Origin of the sequence: Anabaena sp. UHCC 0187 (assembly GCF_009712035.1) — a bacterium.
Classification (GTDB): Bacteria; Cyanobacteriota; Cyanobacteriia; order Cyanobacteriales; family Nostocaceae; genus Dolichospermum.
The window spans coordinates 460,898-483,106 of sequence record NZ_VILB01000013.1 but is presented as its reverse complement, the minus strand read 5'-3'; the positions used below and the strand labels follow the sequence as shown (position 1 = coordinate 483,106).

Here is a 22,209-nt window from a genome sequence, read left to right as displayed (position 1 = left end):
TCATGGCGGGTATGGCAACTAACAGATAAGCCATTTGTCGCTGAATGTGTCACCAATTAGCATTGGTAAACCCGTACAGATTTTAAATCACCAAATTACACACAAAATCAGGGGAGAATGAAAGATGACTGACAATGTAGCAATTTTACTTGATCTTGATAATATCAGACCCGAACTTCAAGAAATAGAAGATATTTGTAGACAGTATGGTAATGTCAAGGAACGTCGGGCATTTTCCAACACTCCAGCCATTCGTACAATCTATGGTAGTAAATTACGTGCTTTAGAATACCGATTTGAATTAACTCCTGGAGTTGATATTGTTCGTCAGGAAGTTGATAATTTAATTTTTCGCACTGCAAAAGAATTAATTGATAATTCTCAGCTAGGTATTAAAATCATTGCTGTAGTTAGTAATGATAATGATTATGCAAATTTATTTGCACAGCTTAAAAAGAAAGGAATTAAAACTGTAGCTATTGGTAATAACCACATAGGAAATAGACTAAGAGAAACAGCAGATCATATTGAATTTCTCACAAATGTTCTGCGTCCTACCTATTTAGGTATTGATTTAGGAACTACCAATACAGTGATAGCACAAGCAAGACAAACACCACAACAAAAATTGGCTGCTAACGCTATTAGTATTCCTGTAAAAAATGAGATGGGAGGGTTACAAAATACAGAATTAATTCCTTCTTCTGTGCGCTTCTCTCAATTAGATAAGTCAGAAATTGGGAAGCACGTGCGTAGTCAATACTATGCTTTTAGAGATCAAACGATTCTAGCTTGGAAACATGATATTGGTACTCTCAAAGATGGTGAAACTTTTGAATATGAATTGACTATTGGTAAGCTTAAACCGGAAAAAGCAGCCGGTGAAGTTTTAAAATTCTGTCGTCAGCAGTTAATTAACCAACAAGTTGATGTGGGAGGAGGTATAGTGATTACTCATCCTGCATCTTATGAACCTGATGCCATAAAAGCAACAAGAGAAGCAGCTAAATTAGCTGGTTGGAAAGAAGATGATATTGTCTTATTAGCAGAACCAAAAGCAGCTTTATATGATTTTCTGCACAGATTTACTAATGGGGAAATTTTTCCTAATTTAGATACCAGTCGCTCTTTAAATATTCTTGTTTATGACTTAGGTGGTGGAACATTAGATACTTCACTACATAAAGTTGAATGGAATAGCGATATTTCCCAATTTATTATTGATGATATTTCCATTGGTTCTCGCACCAGAGTAGGTGGTGATCAAGTTGATGAAAAAATCGTTGATTACCTATTTGATAAATATAGCAGAATCCAAAAATTATCTGCACCTGATCAGAAAAAACTCCGCCATGAATTGAGAATTTATGCCGAAAAATTTAAGCAAGTGTGGGGAGCAGAATATATTTTTAGTCAAGATAAAGAAGAGTTCAAATTGCCATTTGAATATGTTGCTTTAGATGGTAATTTTTCTATATTCTATAGTATCAACTATCGTCAGATGCAAGAATCACTAAAAGACCTGTTGTGTCTAGACATTCAACCTGACTTAATTGATAAATTAGACCCAAAAACGGCTTTTAATGAATCTCCATTTACAGATCGTCGTGATACCTTTGTTGTTCCTGTTTTAGATGTGCTATTAAAAGCCAAAGATACATTAGGCAAACTACCGAAAATAGATGCAATTCTTCTCAACGGTGGAATGACATATTTTCCATTGGTTACGGAGCGTTTAGAAAGACTTTTACCAGGAACATTAATTCTCTCACAAGGAAATCCAGATTTAGCAGTTGCTCGTGGTGCTGCACTTTACGCTTCTGGTACATTAGATACAGGAGATAATATAATTGGGATTAACCCCACAAGTATTTGGCTAGAAGTTAAAGATTCTAATACTGACGAATCCCAACTAGAATTATTAATTTCTCAGGGACAAAAATATCCTTATCGAACAACTTTGAATGGATTTCGTTTCCCAATGATGGAAAAAGGTCGGATTGGATTTAATGCTTGGGTGGGTCAGGGTTCAAAACCAAACCAAAATACAACTTTACAACGTACTCGTTATGTTAATGTAAATAAAATTAGGGCTGCTAATATTCAACCAGGGGACTATTTAAACTTGGAAGTTGAATATACATTTGATGAGCGATTATGGTTGACACTTGTACATCGAGATCGTCCAGATTGTCGTTTCCCGTTATTAGTTTCTGAGGAAATAGAAACGATAGACACAAAAGAATATACTACCCCAGTTATCACAGAAGAAAGTCCTACATCTGCTAGAGATCCTAAAGAATTAATTCCCAATATTCCCCGCGCACGTATAGGCAGCGAACCAGATCCTAGTGTTCTGGTACAATTTACTAAGTGGGGTACAGTTACATTCAGCCTGTCTAAAAATCCACATGGGAATATTTATGATCAAATAAATGACCTGGAAAGGCAAACTCGTAAAGCTGCAAATCGGCTATCAATTGTTCAAAGTTTGTTGCAATGGTTGGAACAAGGAAGTAATACTAACGCTGACTTGCAAAGAACAAGACAAATAGTAGCAGTAAGGGCTTTATCTAATATTATCCAATCTCTACCTTCTGATGCTGCTGACTTTCAAACTAGAGAATTGGAACAAAGATATCATAGTTGGATTCTGCGACAATTTGAGTCTGGGTTATCTCGATTTCAATCTAATGATAAACTCTATTCAGCTATTGCCCATACTCCCGGTAAACTTTTGTGGTCAGATTTTGGCGAGTTAATTTACCAAGAATTCACAGAAATATCAAACCAACCTCGTGCTGTTTATTTACTTAACTCCTTGGGAATTTGTGCAGAACCTTCTACTAGAAACATCACTAGATTGCAATCTATTATTCAAGCTAATCCACATTTAGCTTTACGTCAAAAAGCTTTTTGGGCTTTAGCGAGAATTATCAGTCTTGGTCAACCTACGGAATGGCGAGCTAAACTTATAGATGTGGAAAATGTAGCATCTCTTGTTTTAGATCAGCTAAAAAATCGCATCACTGAACCGCAAATTGCGCTTGATGCTTTAGTTTGTTTGAGTCAATGTCTTTTGTGGCATATTAATGGACATTTATTACATGGTAGAATTGTTAATGAAATTTTATCACTAGGAAAAGTTTATCTACCTTGTAATACTAAGATGAGAAATTTTCCGCAGATTGAGAAGAACTTTGATCGCAAGTTGGAACTGATAGAAATAATGTTTAATTTCAAAGATGCGAATGATGTCGATAAAGGTGATTTGAAAACTTGGCTCTTGGAAATTGCTAAAGGTTAATCAAACACAAGATAACTGACATCCTCAAGATATCAGATCACCCTCTTTCAAGAAACATTAGCCACACCCCTGATTATAGAGATATGCACTTAAATAAGGTAAATCATAGCCCCCTCCTCGCTTGCGGGGAGGGGGTTGGGGGTGGGGTTCTTGTATTTCACCCAACCAATAACCGCTATATCTACATCCTTTCTAACACCTTAATTCCCAACAAAGATAATCCCAACTTGAGAGTTTTTGCAGTTAAATCACATAACATTAACCGCGAAGTTCTGGCAGGTTCTTCTGATTTGAGAACAGGACAATTTTCATAGAATTTATTAAACTTATCGCTGACTTGATACAAATAATCACACAACCGATTTGGTAATAAATCTTGTTCTACTTCTTTAATCACTTCATCAAGTTGTAACAGATGTTTAGCTAAAGTTAATTCTGCATCTTCCTTTAGCAAAATTTGGCGATTTATTCCTAAGTTGGTAAAATCAATATTCCCTTGACGACTAATTCCTTGAATTCTCACATAAGCATAGAGAAGATAAGGGGCTGTATTGCCTTTGAGAGATAACATTTTGTCATAACTAAAGACATAACTGCTGGTGCGATTTTGGCTTAAATCGGCATATTTAACCGCACTAATCCCCACAACTTCCGCAACATTTTGAATAAATTCTTCTGTTTCTGTGCGTTCATCTTCTTGTAATCTATTTTCTATGTCTGCACGAGCGCGGTTAATGGCTTCATCTAACAAATCCCGTAACCGCACAGTATCCCCAGAACGAGTTTTGAACTTTTTGCCATCTTCACCTAATACTAACCCAAAAGGAACATGAACTAATTCCACATCTTCAGGTATCCAATTTGCTTTTCTTGCTACTTGGAAAAATTGGGCAAAGTGGTTAGATTGTCCTTCGTCCGTCACATAAACAATTCGCTTGGCTTTATCTTCTTGAATCCGATAACGTAAGGCTGCTAAATCTGTAGTTGCATAGTTATAACCACCGTCAGTTTTTTGGACAATTAAGGGTAAAGGATTACCTTCTCTATTAGTAAAACCATCCAAGAAAACACATTTTGCCCCTTGACTTGATTCTAATAATCCCGTTGTTGCTAAATTTTCCACAACTTTTGGTAATAAGGGATTATAAAAAGATTCACCTCTTTCTATTAATTCAACATTTAATAAATCATAAATGATTTGAAATTCTTGGCGAGATTGTTCACATAACAATTTCCAAGCATGAAGTGTATCTTCCGCACCAGCTTGTAATCTCACAACTTCTTGACGGGAAGTTTCTTGAAAAACTGGATCTTCATCAAATCGCTGTTTGGCTTTGCGGTAAAAATTAACTAAATCCCCAATATCTAAAGCGTTTGCGGTAGTAAGTGCTTCTGGATAAACTTCCCGCAAATAGGTAATTAACATCCCAAATTGCGTCCCCCAATCACCAACATGATTTAACCGTAATACATCATGACCACAAAATTCTAAAATTCGGGCTATAGAATCACCAATAATAGTCGAACGTAAATGTCCGACGTGCATTTCTTTAGCAATATTCGGACTAGAAAAATCAACAATTTGCTTTTGTGGAGTTGTTGCTGTGGGTATTCCCAATCTAGCATCTACCTGAATCGCATTAAGTTGTGCTTCTAAATAAGAAGTTTGTAATTTCAGGTTAATAAAACCAGGCCCAGCGATTTCTGGAGGTTCACAAATATCAGATACATCTAGTTTACTGACAATTTCCGTTGCGATGATTCTGGGTTGCTTTCCTAACTTTTTACTTAAAGATAAAGCCACATTAGCTTGATAATCACCAAATTTAGGATTACTTGCAGCCACCAAAATTGGATCTGTATTGGTATAATCTGTACCAAAAGCAGCCACTAAAGCCTGTGTTAATTTTAGTTTTAGTTGTTCTTGTGTAGCGTTCATTATGTAAATTTTATCTGTGTCAAAGGTGCTGTAATGCTTGATTATTTTAACTTGAAAATATAATCACTAAAAGATAATTATTAAAATAGGAATTCAATAAAAATTTTAGGGGTACACTTACGTAAGTATACCCCATCCTCAAAACTAACTAAGAAATATCTTTCAATTCAGCGGTGCGAACTGAAAGCATCTGTGTCTGATTACCTCTTTGGACTTTTACCTGTAAAGTTTGACCAAGGGTACTGTCTTCTACCACACCTTGCAATTGTTCCGCAGTGGTAATGGCTTTATTATCAATTTGCAAGATCACATCTCCGCGACGGATACCCGCAGTTGCAGCGGGAGAATTAGGGACAACCCGCATCACCAAAACACCGGCGACTTCAGGAATTGCAAACATGGAGTTAGGATCACTGTTATTTTGTTTTGCTAATTCCGGTGTTAATGTCACCATTTGTACACCTAAGTAAGGGTGAGCAACTTTACCATCTCGTTGCAATTGAGCAGCGATCGCTTTAGCTTTATCAATAGGAATTGCAAACCCAATCCCCATCGCATCGGCGCGAATTGCGGTATTAATTCCAATCACTTCCCCTAAACCATTTAATAATGGTCCACCGGAGTTACCGGGGTTAATAGCTGCGTCAGTTTGAATGAAGTCTAACCGTTTATCGCTGATACCTACTTGGGCGCTAGAACGTTTCAGGGTGCTGACAATCCCCAAAGTAACAGTATTATCAAATCCTAACGGATTCCCCACAGCGATCGCCCAATCTCCGACCTGAACATTATTAGAAGAACCTAAAGGTGCAACAGGTAAATCCTTACCAGCATTAATTTTGACTACAGCCAAATCTGTAACTTCATCAATGCCTTGAACTTTACCTTTAAAAGTGCGACCATCTTTGAGACGAACTGTAACTTTATCAGCCTTATCAACTACGTGAGCATTGGTAAGAATTACGCCACTTTTGTCAAGAATAAAACCAGAACCTAAACCCCGTAACTGTTCGGTTGGTGATTGTTGGGGAAAGCTATCACCAAAAAACCGCCGAAAAAATGGGTCGTCCATCATCGGATCATTGCGGCGAGTAATCGTTCTTTCTGTATCAATTCTTACTACTGCCGAACCTACACGATTTACCGCTGCTGTCACAAAACTATGACTACCAATGACAGCCGTAGCGGGAGATGGCTTTTGAGCAACTTTTATTGATGACTCCGTGACAGGATTTGGACCCGGTTCTGCTGCTGAAGGTAACACCCGCAGGGAGGTAAAAGTCAACATCACTCCCAGAAAAATCGCTAAAATATGGGTACTGAGTTTTCGGATAGACCGGGATATTTGGGAAAATCGCATAATCACAACCTAATCTACAAGCTTAATTTTTGCTGTTTCTTGATAAATCTATCTACACCTATTTTTACAGATCAGATCAGAATTCTGGTTTATTGACATTTTCCCTCATATTAAAGTTTCTTTGATTTCATGGAATCTTGGCTGAAAGTGCAGGATATTTTTTCATCTTTCCCCACGCTCTCTGGGCTAAAATATTAATTAAAGCCAAAATGGCAAAATAATATTCATACAATACCCATGAATGGACAAAACCCACTAACTAACGAATCTTTACCTACATCAGATCACAACCATCCAGATCATACACACAATCAGGCTGATTCTGTCCATCCTCATGTCCACAGTGAAGAATCTTTACGGCGGATTATTAACCGACTTTCCCGCATAGAAGGACACGTTCGGGGAATTAAGACAATGGTGCAGCAAAATACCCCTTGTCCTGATGTATTATTACAAATTGCCGCTGTGCGTGGTGCTTTAGATAAGGTAGCACGAATTGTGTTAGATGAACATTTAACTGAGTGTATTGGTAGAGCCGCCCAAAAAGGGGATATAGAACTGGAAATTGAACAATTAAAAGCCGCTTTAGATAGATTTTTACCTTGACTTTACCAGATTCAAAAACATTCTCTGCTATTCTCAATTAGATATATCAAACCCCCTGAAAATATTTTTCGGTTTTTATATGTCAGAATATCTAGTTTTAAATATTAAATCATGATAGCAAAATTCAAGCAAATCTTGCCTACATATTTATTTTTTCAAGGAAAATACCGGATTATTTTTCTTTCTGCTGCTCTATTTCTGTGTTTTGATTTAGGTGTTCTTCTCCCTAATTTTTTGATTTCTTCTCAATTAAAAGAAGATGCTATAATTATTAACTTGTCTGGTCGTCAGCGAATGCTATCACAAAGAATTGCCAAAACTATCTTACAATTACAAATAGCCACACAGACCCAGAAAAAAATTACCTCTCCACAGGATGAATTAGCAGAAGCTTACAAACAATTTGATCAAACTTTAAGAGGATTAAAATTAGGTAAAACTGTAACTGGTAGTGATGGCAAACCAGTATTTATTTCCGCTATAGAAAATCCTAAGATTAAAAATCTACTCACTCAATCTGAAGCAATTTGGAATCCATATAAAGTCAAAATTGAACCTATTATTTCCTCTAGAAATAAAATTCCTCAGCAATCATTACAAGATGCCATAGTTTATTCAAACGAAAATAATCTGCAATTACTAAACTTAATGAATCAAATCACTACAGAACAGCAAAATATATCTAATCAGAGAACATATACATTACAAATTATTCAAGCAGCAGGTTTATGTCTAGCATTAATAAATTTTTTCATCTTGCTTTTTCACACATTAAAAAACTTAACAATTAGTGATAATAAATTTCAAAAAGCATTAAATAAAATAGAAAAAACCCAAATTCAACTTATCCAAAAAGAAAAAATGTGTAGTTTGGGACAACTGGTTGCGGGAATATCTCACGAACTTAATAATTCTATCAATTTTATCCATCCTAACCTACCTCATGTTCACCAATACATGACAGACTTATTAAAATTAATAGAACTTTATGAAAAATCTCATTTCAAAGTTGATAAAGAAATAGAAATAAAGATTTTTACGAAATTAATTGATTTAGATTTTATTAAATCAGATTTACCACAAGTTATAAAATCAATGGAAATCGGTACAATTCGTAGCCGCGATATTGTGCTTTCTCTGCGAACTTTTTCTCACTTGGGTGAAACTGAAATTAAAAAAGTTGATATTCATAAAAATATAGATAGTATTCTGATGATTCTTCATTCTCGATTCAATAAACAATTAGATTCTCCAGCGATGGAAATTATTAAAAAATATGATGATTTACCGCTAATAGAGTGTTATGCGTCACAACTTAACCAGGCATTTTTGAATATTTTAACCAATGCTATTGATGCTTTAGAAGCTAAACAATTAGCAGAAAGTCCCCAAATTTCTATTACTACTAAATTAGTAGAATCTAATTTTATTTTCATTGCCATTGCTGACAATGGAATTGGTATTCCTAAAGAAAATCAGCAACAAATATTTGATCCCTTTTTTACGACAAAACCTGTAGGTAAGGGAACAGGTTTAGGATTATCTATTACTTACCAAATTATTGTTGAAGAACATAAAGGTAAAATTCGCTGTTTTTCTAGTCCTGAAAAAGGTACAGAATTTCAAATTGAGATTCCTATCCAGGTTATTTCTTAAATGACATATATGTTCAATTATTCTTTAACAGGTAATTTTCATAAATCACTAATTCTATTTTTACATGGTTTTATGGGTAATATTCATGAATTTGATCAAGCCATAAAATTACTATTTGATGATTTTTCCTGTCTGACTATTGATTTACCTGGACATGGGAAAACTCAGGTTTTAGATGATGAATGCTATACAATGGCATCTACAGCCGCAGCCATTATACAATTATTAGATCAATTAAAAATAGACCAATGTTATTTAATTGGTTATTCAATGGGAGGAAGATTAGCTTTATATCTCACTCTCCATTTTCCTCAAAGATTCATTAAAGTTATTTTAGAATCTGCTTCTCCTGGTTTAGCAACAGAAACTGCCAGATTAGCTAGAATTAAAAATGATACTCAAATAGCCAGAAAATTATCTAGAATGATCAATAAAGATGATTTTTATGACTTTCTCAATAATTGGTATCAACAGCCAATTTTTGGTGATATTAAAAATCATACTCAATACCAATCTATGATCGTAAATAGATTAACAAATCATCCCCTCAACTTAGTTAAATCATTGCAGTTTATGGGAACTGGTTCTCAACCTTGTTTATGGGAATTGCTAATTGAAAATACTGTTCCTCTCTTATTATTAGTTGGTGAAAAAGATGAAAAATTCATTGATATTAATATGGCAATGACTGAAAAATGTAATTTTACTAAATTACAAATAATTCCTCAAGTTGGGCATAATATTCACCTAGAAAATACTTTAGCCTTTGCCAAAAATATTCAAAATTTCCTCTAAAAAACTTCCTTCTTCCTGACTCCTTATATCTTTGATTAATTGCGGTATAGTTTTCCATCTTTAACTTGCACCACAGGATGATGACAACGTCTTACCAATTGCTCATCATGGGTAGTGATAATTACCGTTGCTCCAAAGGAATTTAACTTTTGAAAAATTTGAATTACTTGCCAGGAATTATCAGGATCAAGATTTCCCGTGGGTTCGTCTGCTAATATTAAAGGTGGTGTCCCCACAATTGCTCGTGCAATACTTACCCGCTGCTGTTCTCCCCCGGAAAGTTGATCTGGAAATCGGTCAGCTTTAGATAATAAACCCACTAATTTTAAAGTAGGTTCTAAGCGACGTTGAATTTCTTTGCGAGTGTAACCTTGTGCTTGCAATACAAAGGTGACATTTTCGGCAACTGTGCGCTGGGGAATAAGTTTATAGTCTTGAAAAACAATCCCAATGCGACGACGCAATAATGATAAACTATAGCTTTCTAAAGTAGCGATATTAATATCATCAACTATCACTTCTCCTTGGGTGGGTAATTCTGCACCATAGAGCATTTTTAAAAGTGTAGATTTACCAGAACCACTAGCACCTGTAATAAATAGAAATTCTCCCTTGTTTACTTGGAGACTGACATTAAGTAACGCATGATGACTATTAGTATAAGTTTTGGAAACAGAATGCAACTCTATCATTGTTCCAGCTTGACGTTGAGTTATTTTCTCTTCGCTGTGAACTGTTTCTGTATTTACTGTGCTGGTTAATATAGACATATTGATATTTTTTTAACAAATCTAGAGATATTACAGACAACTTCTCTATAGTAGTGGTGATTTACTGAAAATAATATCAGATATTTTAAGAAAAAACAAAAAAGAGCAGTTTTCATTCCACCCCTTCAGGAAATAGTTTAAAAACTGCCCTCTTAAACCCACATTCACGGGTAACTGAATCTTTCTTAGATACGCAACGAAGATAATTTGGTTCTGAGTTTATTTTTGCCTTTTAATCTTCTTTGGGTTGCGGCTGGAAGCTAATCCTTAATCAACTCCTCTAACATCACTTGTAAATCTTTTGTCAACTCACTAACACCCTTTCGTAAAGCCTGTTTATTTCCCTGACAATTTTCCCATCTTTCATTAACTAAAATCGGTTTACCGACAGAAATCATGGCTTGTTTTAAACCCAAACGTGGCCTTCCGGGTAAAGTAGAATCTTTAATGCGAGACAACATATCAAACATTAATAAAATTGTTTCTGCAAATCTTTCTGGTGTTGGTTTTTCTAGAATATAATTAGCAGTAACCGCCACAAAACTTTCCGCAATTCTCATGTGCTGCATTTTCAAATCTGCTTCTTCTGCCACCCAATCAGCTAGACCCCGTTTAAAAGGTGGTAAACTTTGAATATCGGCGATATCATCTCGATAAATGTAATTCCATCCAGCATCTTCTAACCGCCGACATCTATCAATATAATTACCTTGGGACTGGATATTAAAATATTTTTCCGTAATTTTTAAAGCTGTATCCATCAACCGATGTAACCTAATAATTAAGACTTCATTTTCGGGAAGTTCTAAATCTATAATTTCCGTAAATTCCTGATGATAAAAACGGCGATAAAATTCCTCCATTTCCGAAATTAGATATGCAGCTAAACGTAGCACCCGCTGATATAAAATTCCTTCCTGTTCCTTACCATTCGCACTAATTTCCGTCACAGATAAACCGCTATCAGCTTCTAATTTAGATAATAGCGAATCTATTTTTTGCCAAGGTGGATTAACGTAACTATATTTAATGCCAATAGGAATAATAAAAACCTGTTCTTCACGGTGAGCTTTTTGCAAATCTTCCACACACCAAAAACCCAACTGGGCCACACCCGGTTCTAAGGGGCTAACTATACTACTGTGTCCATTTGTACCACCTTCAGGAGCGATCGCTATAGGTATTTCTGCATTGGCAAATAATTCTCTAGCCATTTGGATAGCATTTCTATCTACGCGTCTTCCCCTACGAATGGGTACGCCACCAAGTCTAGAAAATAACCATCCTAACCAATTTCCTGCCCATAGCGTCATGCCTCGTTCATACATAAAATGACTGTGAACTGGATATTTGAGACTAATACCTTTGTCCCGTGCCACTTTGGGGACAAATCGTGAGAGCAGATATAACATAGACAGAGGATCTTCCACCTCCGGGTGACGGAAAGCAATTAAAAATCGGACTTTACCTGCTTGAAATTCGTGGTATAATTTGGCTAAGGCTTCAGCGTTTTTGGCTTCAATCTTGACAATACCCGCAGGTAGCCAAGGTCTAGTTCTCACCCGCAAAATAAAAGGCAAACACCAAGAGACAATTTTAACAATCAGGGGGTTATGACGTTGAGGAATAAATTTGAGTGGTGGTTGGGTGGAATGAATAGACTTAGGCAAGTTGTTCTCCTGTGGTGTGGCAAAAAAAGCAAAAACCGAGAAATCGCTGCTAATTTAATTATCATAGTGAATGCTCACCTAATATGAACACATCACCAGATCAGCGAAAATTTGCCCCCGCAACCCAGCGCAACCGCGAACCGATTCTAGAGATGCTTTTAGAAGTATTACCTCAACATGGGACTATTCTAGAAATAGCCAGTGGTACAGGTGAACACGCTACATTTTTTGCCTACCACCTAGCACCTCGGCAATGGCTACCTTCTGACCCCAACCCAGAACTGCGTGCTAGTATTAGCGCATGGGCTGAATTTTTCCCCTGTGATGCTATTCAACCACCCTTAGATTTAGATGCCAGTTCCCCGATTTGGCCTGTAGAAACGAAGATAATACCACAACCATCTATTTCTGCTATTGTCAATATTAACATGATTCACATTTCCCCTTGGTCTGCCTGTTTAGGACTAATGGCAGGGGCTGGGCGGATTCTGCCAGCGGGTGGTATACTTTACTTGTATGGTCCCTACAAACAAAATGGAAAACATACTGCACCCAGTAACGCTGATTTCGATGAGTCTTTACAAGCACAAAATCCAAATTGGGGAGTGCGTAATTTAGAGGATGTAGTTTCAGTTGCTAAAGAGCAAAATCTGACATTGTACCAAACTCATCCCATGCCAGCAAATAACTTTTCCCTAGTATTTAAACATAATTAATGGAGGTTAGCGGACTCGAACCGCTGACATCCTGCTTGCAAAGCAGGCGCTCTACCAACTGAGCTAAACCCCCAAGTTTGTTTTTTATGTAAAAAGGGTTAATTTTACATAACCACACTATCATAAACTATTATTATTAATTTGACAAGACAATGAACCAAGAAAATCAGACAGTTGTTGCTGCACTATATAAATTTGTGAATCTACCTGATTGCAGAGAACTGCAAGCAGCCTTATTATCCTTTTGTGAGTTACAAGGAATTAAAGGAACTATCTTACTAGCACAGGAAGGGATTAACGGCACAATTGCTGGTTCTCGTCAGCAAATTGACACAGTTTTAGCCTTTCTTCGCAGTGATTCGCGGTTTGCAGATTTAGAACATAAAGAATCTTACACAGAAATTCCCCCATTTGAACGTTTGAAAATTCGGTTAAAGCCAGAAATTGTGACTTTAGGATTACCAGAAATTAACCCTAGTGAAAAAGTAGGAACTTATGTAAAACCTGAAGATTGGAATGATTTAATTTCTAACCCAGAAGTAACAGTCATTGATACCCGCAATGATTATGAAGTCAGCATTGGGACTTTTAAAGGAGCAGAAAATCCGCAAACTCAAATATTTCGAGATTTTCCCGAATATGTCCAAAAACATCTTGACCCCAAAAAACATAAAAAAGTAGCCATGTTTTGTACTGGAGGAATTCGTTGCGAAAAAGCCTCATCTTATTTACTTTCTCAAGGCTTTGAAGAAGTTTATCACCTCAAAGGAGGCATTCTCAAATATCTAGAAGAAATTCCCCAAGAAGAAAGTTTATGGGAAGGAGAATGTTTTATTTTTGATCAAAGAGTCACAGTTAGTCATGACTTAGAAACAGGAAATCAGGAATTATGCTTTTGTTGTGGATATCCCATTTCCGAAACAGATAAAACCTCCCCAGAATATGAAAAAAGTATTTCCTGTCCTCACTGCTTCCATACCTTAACACCCGAAAAAAGAAAACGACTAGAACAAAAATGGAAACATTACCAATCACTCAATTCCACCAATACTCAAATTTCAGATTAATCTCAACATTCCTCCCTCTGTGCCTCTGCGCCTCTGCGAGAAAAAAATCAAGATATACAAAAAACCCTAATATCCAAAAGTGATCATTACAATATATTAATACAGAAACCTTTGGAGAACGATTTGTGGTAGCTAATCCCCCGCGCACTAGTCAAAAATTAGACAACTTTGCACAAAGACACATTGGACCAAACCCCGATGATGTCAAGCAAATGCTAGATTTATTAGGTCTTTCCAACCTTGATGATCTCATTGATAAAACAGTACCACAGGCAATTCGTTTTCATCAAACCCTAAATCTACCAGCAGCACAAAGCGAATATGCAGCATTGGCAAAATTAAAGCAAATAGCCGATAAAAATCAAGTTTATCGCTCATTTATCGGTATGGGATATTATGACTGTATTACCCCTACCGTCATTCAACGCAACATTTTAGAAAATCCCGGTTGGTACACAGCATACACCCCTTATCAGCCAGAAATTGCCCAAGGACGTTTGGAAGCGTTGCTGAATTTCCAAACTATGATCATTGACTTGACGGGTTTAGAAATTGCTAACGCTTCTTTACTTGATGAAGGGACAGCAGCCGCAGAAGCAATGAGCATGAGTTATGGTGTGTGCAAAAACAAATCACATAAATATTTTGTGTCTAGTGAATGTCATCCTCAAACCATTGATGTATTACAAACCCGCGCCAAACCTTTAGGCATTAATATCATTATCGGTGATCATCAAACCTTTGATTTTACCGAATCAATTTTTGGGGCAATTCTGCAATATCCTGCTACTGACGGCACAATTTACGACTACTGCGATTTTATCACAAAGTCTCATGCTCAGGGTGCATTGGTGACTGTAGCCGCAGATCCTTTGAGCTTATTATTGCTCACACCCCCTGGTGAATTAGGGGCTGATATTGCTGTAGGTAGCACCCAACGCTTCGGTATTCCTTTGGGATTTGGGGGACCACACGCTGCTTATTTTGCCACGAAGGAAGAGTATAAACGGCTAGTTCCAGGGCGCATTGTGGGGGTATCAAAAGATATTCATGGTAAACCTGCATATCGTCTAGCTTTGCAAACTCGTGAACAACACATCCGCAGAGATAAAGCCACCAGTAATATCTGCACAGCCCAGGTTTTATTGGCAGTGATGGCGAGTATGTATGCAGTGTATCATGGACCAGACGGATTGAGAGCGATCGCTCAAAATATCCATGAACTTACCGCAACTTTAGCCGCAGGATTGAAAAAGTTAGGTTATCAAATCAGTTCGGAAAACTTCTTTGATACTCTGCGGGTAGAATTAGGAAATACCAGATTAGAAGCAATTCTCGACGCTGCACATGAGAGAAATATCAATTTGAGAATTTTTGATAATTCCACTGTAGGAATTTCCTTAGATGAAACTACCACCGAAGCAGATTTAATTGACCTTTGGCAAATTTTCGCCCTAAAAGATCAATTACCTTTTACTGTAGAAGAATTACCAATTTCTCATTCTCAATTATCACGTCAAAGTAAATATCTCACCCATCCAGTTTTTAATCGTTACCATTCAGAAACTGAATTATTACGTTATTTACATCAACTAGAAAGCAAGGATTTATCATTAACAACTTCAATGATTCCCTTGGGTTCTTGCACCATGAAGTTAAACGCAACTTCGGAAATGATTCCGGTAACTTGGGCAGAATTTGGGAAAATCCATCCTTTTGCGCCAATTTCCCAAACTAGAGGTTATCAAATTCTGTTCCAACAACTGGAAGCATGGTTAGGAGAAATTACAGGTTTTGCAGGAATTTCTTTACAACCAAATGCAGGTTCTCAAGGTGAATATGCGGGACTTTTAGTTATTCATGAATATCATCAAAGTCGTGGAGAAGGACACAGAAATATTTGTTTAATTCCCCAATCTGCCCATGGAACAAATCCTGCAAGTGCGGTAATGTGTGGAATGAAAGTTGTGGGAGTTGCTTGTGATGATGATGGTAATATTGATGTTGAAGATTTAAAAGCCAAAGCTGAAAAACATAGTCATGAATTATCAGCTTTAATGGTGACATATCCATCAACTCATGGGGTATTTGAAGAAGCAATTCAAGAAATTTGTGCGGTAATTCATAGTCACGGTGGACAAGTTTACATGGACGGGGCTAATATGAATGCCCAAGTAGGTATTTGTCGTCCTGGTGATATTGGTGCAGATGTCTGTCATTTGAACTTACACAAAACTTTCTGTATTCCTCATGGTGGTGGTGGTCCGGGTATGGGTCCCATTGGTGTCGCTTCCCACCTTGTCCCCTTTTTACCAGGACATTCTGTGGTGAGAATGGGTGGTGATTTGGGTGCGGTTTCTGCTGCACCTTGGGGTAGTGCAAGTATCCTAGTGATTTCTTGGATGTATATTATCATGATGGGTGCAGATGGGTTGACGGAAGCAACCAAAATTGCCATTTTGAATGCTAATTACATCGCTAAGAAATTAGAGTCATATTATCCGGTTTTGTATCAGGGAAAAAATGGTTTGGTGGCACATGAATGTATTTTAGATTTGCGAAGTTTGAAGAAATCAGCGCAGATTGAAATTGATGATGTTGCGAAGCGGTTAATGGATTATGGTTTTCATGCACCTACTGTTTCTTGGCCTGTTGCGGGGACAATTATGGTAGAACCAACGGAAAGTGAATCTAAACAGGAATTAGATCGTTTTTGTGATGCTTTGATTGCGATTCGTGAGGAAGTTGCGGCAATTGAATCTGGTAAAATGGATATTCACGATAATCTTTTGAAAAATGCCCCTCACACTGCGGAAAGTTTGATTATTGGTGAATGGAATCATCCCTATTCCCGTGAACAAGCTGCTTATCCTGCACTTTGGAATAAGGAATATAAGTTCTGGCCAAGTGTGGGGAGAATTGACGCTGCTTTTGGGGATAGGAATTTTGTTTGTTCTTGTTTACCGATGGAGGCTTATAGTTAGTTAATAGTAGGGTGCGTTATTGAAATGTAACGCACCCTATAGACTATTTGGTTATGATTTGGGAGTGCGATAGCGGAGCGCTTCGCTATCGCTTTTTTACAAAAATTGCCAGATAACCCAATATGGGTTATTATAGTGTTTAGAAATGGTTATGAGGTCAATACAAAAGTGAAGATTAACCCAGAGAATATACCTGTAGATGAAATAATTTTGGAAGATTGCTTAAAACTGCTTCGTAATCTACCAAATGAAAGTGTAGATTTAGTTGTATCCTCACCTCCCTATAATTTAGGTAAAGAGTATGAATCTAAACAAGCTCTTGATATTTATTTAAAAGAACAAACATTAGTATTAAGAGAATGTGCTAGAATTCTTAAAAAAACAGGTTCGTTATTTTGGCAAGTTGGAGCTTTTGCTGATAAAGGAATGTTGATTCCTTTAGATATTCGTTTCTTTCCCATTCTTGAATCTTGCAATTTAATTCCCCGTAATCGTATTATTTGGGCTAGACAACATGGACTACACGCTCAAAAGAAATTTTCTTGTAGACATGAAACAATTCTCTGGTTTAGCAAATCTGATAATTATAAATTTAATTTAGATGCAATTAGAGTTCCCCAAAAATATCAAAACAAGAAGCATTTTCGAGGAAATCGTAAAGGTGAACTTTCATGTAATCCAGATGGTAAAAATCCTGGTGATATTTGGATGTTTCGCAATGTTAAACATAATCATGAAGAACAAACTATACACCCCTGTCAGTTTCCAGAAGACTTGGTAGCTAGAATTATCTTAGCTACAACTAACAAAAATGATATTCTGCTAGATCCTTATATGGGGACTGGTACTGTAGCAGTTGTAGCTAGAGATTATGAACGCCATTTTATAGGAACAGAAATTGAACCAAAATATCATGAGGTTGCACTACGTCGTCTTAGTGGTAAACCAGATGAAAATGGATATTTTCCCAATTTAAAAACATTACGTGATTATGTTGATAAAACTGGTGAACCTATCGAAAAATTTAGATTTGATTTGCAAATAGGAAATAGAGCTTCAGAACGCAGTAAAGCAAAAATTTATCCAGAAGAATATCACTTACAAGAAATGGAAGATAGATTACTCTATGAAGAAACTGCTTTTGCTGCTGGTTTACGAAATGAAGAAGTTCCCATAGATCCAAAGCTTAATGGAACTGGAAAGAAAACACAGTTGCAAAATAAAACAGTTAAGCAAGTAGAACAGATTGAACAGGTTGAACTGCAATTATGGATTTAATGCAGTCCGATTAAAGAGTCCTAACTTAGGAATTAAAAAGATTAAATATTTGATTTAACCTTTTTTGTTTAACCTATTTATCTGTAATATACTCACCATTAATAGTCATATCAAATCAAATGTGTACCGATTATTTTTCTTTCCTGATTTTATTTGGTATTGACATTGATTTTGGGTGACAATCTTTCGGGCAGTTTTCTTCTCATATTCTGTCCAAATAGCTGATGCAGTTGTATTTATTTGTTCAAATAAACCGACAACTCTAATTGGTATTTTAAACAATTTGATTTCATTTAGGGCTGATAACTGTCGAACAGCTTGCTCATAGTATAGGGAACTATTAGAAGAAGGAAATATTTGCGATTTGGTGATTATAATCATAAGCTTGATAGACTGTCCTCCTAATTGAGTACCTTTTTGAAAGAAAAACTCTACTCTCGCTGTATTATTGAGCAAAAATGGATAGTTAGAAAACTGATTTTCAAGAATCAATCCTGCTTTAGCAAGGTCAATGCCTTTACCAAAAAATTCGTATTGAGTAGGAATTGGAAGTAGATTCCACCCCAATTTGTTCAGATAATTCTCAATATATAAATTTGTTCCTACTGGGTCGAAAATAGGTTTTCCTTGTTTGTTAGCTTGACTTGAAGCCTTAATGTGTAAAGGCATTCTAGTGAGTACAGTTTCAATCTCATTCCACTCTGTATTATAATGGTTATTAATAACAGTATTGGCGGCATTAAAATCAGTAATTTGAATTAGAATAACTACCTCTCTTTGTTGTATGTGAGCAAATTTTCAATAAAAGTCAATGGATCTATTTCCAGAACTTGAGCCAATTGTAAAAATTCAATCAGGTCAAGACGACGCTCCCCACGTTCATATTTTGATACGTAGGATTGTGGGCGCTCTAATTTTGCTGATAACTCTGCTTGAGTAAGATTAGCCTCTTTGCGAGCCTCTATCAGCATTTTGCGAAACTGATTGTATTCTTCACTGAAAACGGATTTAGACACTTGAACCAATGTTGATCTTGATAAAAGTTAGAGCATATTGCCTAACTGTTTTCAATCTTAAAACCGAATATAGGATAAACCCAAAATAGGTTTTTATCGCATCAGAGTTTCTTTAGAACAGAAAAAATATAAATTTGCTACTGTAATCTCACAAAATCCAACACTAGACGAACTTTCTGTAAAAGAGAAAATGAAGAGCGATAGCGTAAGCACCCCATAGGAATCGCTCATCTTCTAGCTTAGATTAAGGAAAGCAACCCAACATAATTAAAATATCTGATTCATATTTTTTGTCTGAATCAGGATGTCCAGGATTTTAGGATGTACAGGATTGTTATTGATGAATTGTCTGTGAATATTGAAAAATGATAATTACAATCACAGTATATTATCTATCATCCAAAAATCGCCATTTTTCCTAAACAATAAAAAAATTACATCCTGAAAATCCTCAAATCCTGGTTATCCTGATTCAGACAGATTATTATTGATGAATTGTCTGTGAATATTGAGATATTATAAAATACAGTTACACCAACAGTCAATAAATGACAACAAATAATTTAACGAATAATTTATTATCTAACATCCTAAAATCTGTACTTCTCATAGACAATCAAACAACAACATCCTGTAAATCCTTTAATCCTGGACATCCTGATTCAGACAAAAAAATCCTCAAAATCCCCACATCAAATAAACAACAACATCCTGAAAATCTTTTAATCCTGGATATCCTGATTCAGACAAAAAATATTTTAAATTATCCATATTTTTATTGTTGACTATGTTATAATATAAAAGTTATCAAAATTATTAAAATAATTCTATGATGACTCAAGTAATGATTCAACCCTCATACTGGATAGAATCTGGAATTGAAATCAGCAAAGTCAGAAATTTGAATTTGTTTAAATTCACTCCAGAATTACAATCTAGGTTAGAAGAACTTGCTGATAAAAACAAAGCAGGAATGTTAACTACAAACGAAGAAGCTGAATTAGCAGGAATATTAGAACTGGATAGGATTTTTACTTTATTGAATGCAAAAATAATTGCTGAATCATGACAGTTAACGAGACAACCAAAAAATTAGTCAGAGAAAGACCAAAATTTCTTTGTGAATACTGTCATTCTTTAGAAGAAGCAAGTGCGGCTTTATTTGCTATTGATCATATTATTCCCCAGTCTCTTCCTGGTTCATCAGATGACCCTGAAAATTTAGCTTTAGCTTGTCAACGTTGTAACGGATATCGCTATAATTTTAGGCTCTCCTAGACTGACTATGTAAAATTAATACTTAATTTCATCTGAAATCCTTAGATACAAAAGGTTTTAATATAATAAAACAATATTTTTATTAAATCTGTATTTTTGGATTAATAAAATCCTTACCAGGTAAGGACTTTGAGATTTTTTTGTTATTAAATAACCATAACCAATCTGGGAGAGCCTAATTTTACAACTGGTATCGATCCAGAAACTGGAGATATCATTCCCATATTCAATCCTCGAAAACACAAATGGTCTGACCATTTTCTTTGGTCAGCAGATGGGTTAAAAATTATTGGTATTACTGCTACAGGAAGGGCTACTTGTAATCGCTTAGACCTCAATGATGAAAGGCATAATGAAGGTTCTATTATCAAAGCGCGTCGTTTTTGGATAAAAGGTAGTTGGCATCCACCAGATGAAGACCCGCAACAAAGCTGAGAAAACCCAATACTATCATAACAATATAGATGATGATCAAATAGTTGGTTTTCACTGCGTTCTACTCAACCTACAGTTTGTATAATTCGTTGGTAATTTGTAAGTTGTTGGTGGGATGTTGAAATTGTAATTGTCTGAATCAGGATTTCCAGGATTTTAGGATGTACAGGATTGTTATTCATGAATGGTCTGTGAATATTTGAATATTATAAAATACAGTTATACCAACAGTCAACAAATAACAACAAATAATTTAACGGATAATTTATTATCTAACATCCTAAAATCTGTACTTCTCATAGACAATTAAACAATTACATCCTGAAAATCCTTTAATCCTGGACATCCTGATTCAGACAAAAAAATCCTCAAAATCACCACTTCAAATAAACAACAACATCCTAAAAATCCCGTAATCCTGGTTATCCTGATATGGCTTGCGCCACGCTACGCTATCAGACAAAAAATTCAGCTTGATAGTGTATAATAAAGATAAACCTCATCAAAGGTATATATAATTATGAATACATTAGAAAAATTAGAATTGCTGAGTGAAAACTGTAGCGACAACACAGAATTAGAACGAATTATTGGGCAACTACTAAATGTAATTTTAACTCGTCATCGTCAAAAATTAGCTACATATAACTTAGATATAGATAAATTTGAAAAAAAATATCAACTCACTTCTGAACAATTTGTAGAACAATTTAACTCAGGAAGTTTAGGGGATGAAATGGATTTTTTTGAATGGTTTGGTTTATGCGAACTTCGCAAAGATATTTTAACAAAAATAAATAAACTAGAACAAGCTTTATGAAAAATGTTAAAAACGCTGATGATTATTTAGCTTGGATCAAATCTATAATTACACTTTGTTCAAAAGTGGTAAATTTTACAATTCTTAGAGAAGAAGCACAAACTGATAAAGGTTTATGGCGTTATCGTGTGATATTAAAAGATGGTAGTTTTTTAGAAATGTTTGAGTTTTTTAAAATAGAATCTGGACAAGTAGAAATAATTAAATATAGTTTTCATTGGCAAACTGAAAATAGAGAACTAATAAAACGTTGGGATAACGCACCCCATCATCCCGAAATTGCCACCTATCCTCATCATGTACATGATGGTTCTGAAGACTCTGTTTTTCCATATTTACCTGTTGATATTGAAGAGATTTTTAAACTCCTTTAATCCTGGTTATCCTGATATGGCTTGCGCCACGCTACGCTATCAGACAAGAAACATTTTATTCTCTTCTTTCTTCCTCCTGTGATCTGAATCACACAAATCACCATACTCACATCACTCAGGTAAGTGATCTTCATCAAA

18 protein-coding genes and 1 tRNA gene are annotated in these 22,209 nt (G+C 35.8%); 12 read left to right on the top strand and 7 right to left on the bottom strand.

The window, feature by feature from the left end:
• Nucleotides 1-124: 124 nt before the first annotated feature.
• Nucleotides 125-3,307, top strand: coding sequence for an Hsp70 family protein (locus tag FJR11_RS15135; RefSeq protein ID WP_168505066.1), 3,183 nt, complete (start codon nt 125-127; stop codon nt 3,305-3,307).
• A 181-nt stretch (nt 3,308-3,488) separates the two neighbouring features.
• On the opposite strand, the gene argS is transcribed toward FJR11_RS15135, so the two are convergent.
• Nucleotides 3,489-5,246: an arginine--tRNA ligase gene (argS, locus tag FJR11_RS15125; RefSeq protein ID WP_168505064.1), complete on the bottom strand. Its 1,758-nt coding sequence runs from the start codon at nt 5,244-5,246 to the stop codon at nt 3,489-3,491.
• A 148-nt stretch (nt 5,247-5,394) separates the two neighbouring features.
• Nucleotides 5,395-6,606 (bottom strand): HhoA/HhoB/HtrA family serine endopeptidase, encoded by a 1,212-nt coding sequence (locus FJR11_RS15120; RefSeq protein ID WP_168505062.1) that lies wholly within the window; start codon nt 6,604-6,606, stop codon nt 5,395-5,397.
• A gap of 237 nt (nt 6,607-6,843) precedes the next feature.
• On the opposite strand from FJR11_RS15120, the gene FJR11_RS15115 reads away from it, so the two are divergent.
• The 3 genes from FJR11_RS15115 to menH all read left to right on the top strand — a co-directional run bounded on the left by FJR11_RS15115 (nt 6,844) and on the right by menH (nt 9,663).
• A complete protein-coding gene (locus FJR11_RS15115) occupies nt 6,844-7,212 on the top strand; it encodes a metal-sensitive transcriptional regulator (protein WP_168505060.1) in 369 nt (122 codons plus the stop codon).
• Between the two features lie 111 nt (nt 7,213-7,323).
• Nucleotides 7,324-8,868: an ATP-binding protein gene (locus FJR11_RS15110; RefSeq protein ID WP_168505058.1), complete on the top strand. Its 1,545-nt coding sequence runs from the start codon at nt 7,324-7,326 to the stop codon at nt 8,866-8,868.
• Nucleotides 8,869-9,663 (top strand): 2-succinyl-6-hydroxy-2,4-cyclohexadiene-1-carboxylate synthase, encoded by a 795-nt coding sequence (gene menH / locus FJR11_RS15105; RefSeq protein ID WP_168505056.1) that lies wholly within the window; start codon nt 8,869-8,871, stop codon nt 9,661-9,663.
• Between the two features lie 35 nt (nt 9,664-9,698).
• Here the strand turns inward: menH and ftsE are convergent, their stop codons facing one another.
• Both ftsE and FJR11_RS15095 read right to left on the bottom strand, forming a co-directional pair.
• Nucleotides 9,699-10,433 carry a cell division ATP-binding protein FtsE gene (ftsE, locus tag FJR11_RS15100; RefSeq protein ID WP_168505054.1) on the bottom strand — a complete coding sequence of 245 codons (735 nt, stop codon included), beginning with the start codon at nt 10,431-10,433 and terminating at the stop codon, nt 9,699-9,701.
• A gap of 260 nt (nt 10,434-10,693) precedes the next feature.
• The gene (locus FJR11_RS15095; protein WP_174763058.1) at nt 10,694-12,103 is read right to left on the bottom strand and encodes a 1-acyl-sn-glycerol-3-phosphate acyltransferase; all 1,410 of its coding nucleotides are present in this window, start codon (nt 12,101-12,103) and stop codon (nt 10,694-10,696) included.
• An 83-nt stretch (nt 12,104-12,186) separates the two neighbouring features.
• Between FJR11_RS15095 and FJR11_RS15090 the strand changes: the two genes are divergently transcribed.
• Complete coding sequence (locus FJR11_RS15090) at nt 12,187-12,819, top strand: DUF938 domain-containing protein (protein WP_168505052.1); 633 nt, start codon at nt 12,187-12,189, stop codon at nt 12,817-12,819.
• On the opposite strand, the gene FJR11_RS15085 is transcribed toward FJR11_RS15090, so the two are convergent.
• Nucleotides 12,820-12,892 (bottom strand) — tRNA-Ala (locus FJR11_RS15085). It abuts the gene before it with no gap.
• A gap of 79 nt (nt 12,893-12,971) precedes the next feature.
• Here FJR11_RS15085 and FJR11_RS15080 point away from each other — a divergent pair.
• The 3 genes from FJR11_RS15080 (at nt 12,972) to FJR11_RS15070 (ending at nt 18,148) form a co-directional block, all read left to right on the top strand.
• Nucleotides 12,972-13,886, top strand: coding sequence for a rhodanese-related sulfurtransferase (locus tag FJR11_RS15080; RefSeq protein ID WP_168505050.1), 915 nt, complete (start codon nt 12,972-12,974; stop codon nt 13,884-13,886).
• 125 nt (nt 13,887-14,011) lie between these two features.
• Nucleotides 14,012-16,870 carry an aminomethyl-transferring glycine dehydrogenase gene (gene gcvP / locus FJR11_RS15075; RefSeq protein WP_168505048.1) on the top strand — a complete coding sequence of 953 codons (2,859 nt, stop codon included), beginning with the start codon at nt 14,012-14,014 and terminating at the stop codon, nt 16,868-16,870.
• Between the two features lie 168 nt (nt 16,871-17,038).
• Nucleotides 17,039-18,148, top strand: a complete 1,110-nt coding sequence (locus tag FJR11_RS15070; protein ID WP_168505046.1) for a site-specific DNA-methyltransferase — start codon at nt 17,039-17,041, stop codon at nt 18,146-18,148.
• A gap of 105 nt (nt 18,149-18,253) precedes the next feature.
• Here FJR11_RS15070 and FJR11_RS15065 read toward each other — a convergent pair whose 3' ends face one another.
• A complete protein-coding gene (locus FJR11_RS15065; RefSeq protein WP_217358234.1) occupies nt 18,254-18,817 on the bottom strand; it encodes a restriction endonuclease in 564 nt (187 codons plus the stop codon).
• Between the two features lie 98 nt (nt 18,818-18,915).
• The gene (locus tag FJR11_RS15060) at nt 18,916-19,164 is read right to left on the bottom strand and encodes a helix-turn-helix transcriptional regulator (RefSeq protein WP_168505044.1); all 249 of its coding nucleotides are present in this window, start codon (nt 19,162-19,164) and stop codon (nt 18,916-18,918) included.
• 829 nt (nt 19,165-19,993) lie between these two features.
• Here FJR11_RS15060 and FJR11_RS15055 point away from each other — a divergent pair.
• The 4 genes from FJR11_RS15055 (at nt 19,994) to FJR11_RS15040 (ending at nt 22,071) form a co-directional block, all read left to right on the top strand.
• The gene (locus FJR11_RS15055; protein ID WP_168505043.1) at nt 19,994-20,233 is read left to right on the top strand and encodes a hypothetical protein; all 240 of its coding nucleotides are present in this window, start codon (nt 19,994-19,996) and stop codon (nt 20,231-20,233) included.
• Nucleotides 20,230-20,442: an HNH endonuclease gene (locus FJR11_RS15050; protein WP_168505041.1), complete on the top strand. Its 213-nt coding sequence runs from the start codon at nt 20,230-20,232 to the stop codon at nt 20,440-20,442. Before FJR11_RS15055 ends, FJR11_RS15050 begins: the two co-directional genes overlap by 4 nt.
• Nucleotides 20,443-21,397: 955 nt before the next feature.
• Entirely contained in the window at nt 21,398-21,697 is a 300-nt protein-coding gene (locus FJR11_RS15045) for a hypothetical protein (protein WP_168505039.1), read from the top strand.
• On the top strand, nt 21,694-22,071 hold the full coding sequence (locus FJR11_RS15040) for a DUF6516 family protein (RefSeq protein WP_168505037.1): 378 nt from the start codon (nt 21,694-21,696) through the stop codon (nt 22,069-22,071). Before FJR11_RS15045 ends, FJR11_RS15040 begins: the two co-directional genes overlap by 4 nt.
• The last annotated feature ends 138 nt before the right edge of the window (nt 22,072-22,209 follow it).